This window comes from Cellulosilyticum sp. I15G10I2, assembly GCF_900095725.1.
Lineage (GTDB): Bacteria > Bacillota > Clostridia > Lachnospirales > Cellulosilyticaceae > FMMP01.
The window spans coordinates 1-1,811 of the sequence record NZ_FMMP01000030.1 but is presented as its reverse complement, the minus strand read 5'-3'; the positions used below and the strand labels follow the sequence as shown (position 1 = coordinate 1,811).

The following is a 1,811-nucleotide window of genomic DNA, read 5'->3' as shown; positions in this document are numbered from 1 at the left end:
GCTGGTGCTGATTCTCCAAAGGTATCTATGGAAATGATTTTGCCTTCAAAACCAGTATATTTGTGCCATCCAAAGCTGGTTGCAGCTTCTACCGCGACTCTTTTTACTTTATTTGATGGTAATACAGATTCTTTATAAGCTGCTGGTTGGTTTTCAAACACATCCATTGATGGCATACTTACGGCTGAAGCTTTAATACCTTCTTTTTCCAGTTCTTTGGCTGCATTTACAACAAGCTGTACTTCTGAACCTGTTGCAATGAGGATAATGTCACTGTCTTTTGGATCACAGCCAGCAACAACATAAGCACCTTTTTTAGCTTCTGTACCTGAGTTTTCAAGGAAAGGCAGATCTTGTCTTGAAAGTACAATCGCTACAGGTTCGGTTTTAGAGTTTAGGGCATATTCCCAAGCAGCCACTGTTTCTTTAGCATCTGCTGGTCTAAAGGTTACAAGGTTCGGTGTAGAACGAAGCATTGCAAGCTGTTCGATTGGCTGATGAGTTGGTCCATCTTCACCTACCCCAATACTGTCGTGAGTCAGAACATAAGTTACCGGCAGCTTCATAAGTGCTGCAAGTCTCATTGGATTTTTCATATAATCACTAAATACAAAGAAAGTTGAGCAGAAGGTTTTAAGTCCGCCGTGGATTGCAATCCCATTTGCAACAGCACCCATCGCATGTTCACGAATACCAAAGTGAAGATTTCTTCCGGTATAGTCGCTTGAGCTAAAGTCACCTTTGCCATTCATATAGGTTTTAGTAGATGGCGCAAGGTCTGCTGAACCTCCGATAATGTTTGGTACGATCCCAGCCATATGGTTAATCACTTCAAAAGAAGCATTACGTGTTGCCATCTTCTTACTTGTATCTGCATATTTTTCATAGATGTCTAAGCTGATATTGTCTTTTGTATGCCAAGCTTCCCATTCTTTTGCAAGCTCTGGATAAGCTTTAGCATAAGCTGCAAAAAGTTCATTCCATGCGCCCTCAGCAGTTTCAGCACCTTTAATAAAATCTGCGATATGCGCTTTTACTGCATCTTCTACAAAGAACTCTTGATCATGATGCTCAAGGAAAGTTCTCATTTCACAAATATTATCTATTCCTAATGGTTCACCATGAGCTGCTGCTTTGCCTTGTTTTTTAGGACAGCCATAACCGATTTGGGTTTTAACTTCAATAAAGCTTGGTTTATCAAGGTTTGCTTTAGCAGCAGCCAATGTCTTAGAAATGGCCTCTATATCATTGCCATCTTCTACTACGAAGGTTTCAAAACCTTGAGCTTCAAAGCGTGCTCGTACATTTTCAGTGAAAGCAATCTCAGTTGCCCCTTCAATGGTAATCTTATTAGAATCATAAAGTACAATAAGCTTACCGAGTTTAAGCGTACCCGCAAGGCCAGCTGCTTCATAAGAGATACCTTCCATCAGGCAGCCATCACCTACTAAAGCATAGGTATAATGATCTACGATATCATAATTTTCTTGATTAAAGTGTTCACCTAGGTATCTTTCAGCCATAGCCATACCTACTGCTGAGGCGATTCCTTGACCGAGAGGGCCGGTTGTCATCTCTACACCGATTGTATGACCGTATTCCGGATGTCCTGGAGTAAGACTTCCTTCTTGTCTGAAATTCTGAAGATCTTCGGCACTTAGGCCATAGTCAAAGACATGAAGCAGGGAATAAATAAGTGCAGAACCGTGACCTGCTGAAAGAACAAAACGGTCTCTGTTTTGCCATGTTGGGTTTTTAGGGTTGTGCTTCATATGGTCTGCCCATAATGTATAGGCCATAGGTGCAGAACC

1 protein-coding gene is annotated in these 1,811 nt (G+C 41.4%); it reads right to left on the bottom strand.

Features of this window, described 5'->3' with window-relative positions:
• A partial coding sequence (tkt, locus tag BN3326_RS21050; protein ID WP_070001226.1) for a transketolase occupies nucleotides 1-1,811 on the bottom strand: 1,811 nt, incomplete at both ends.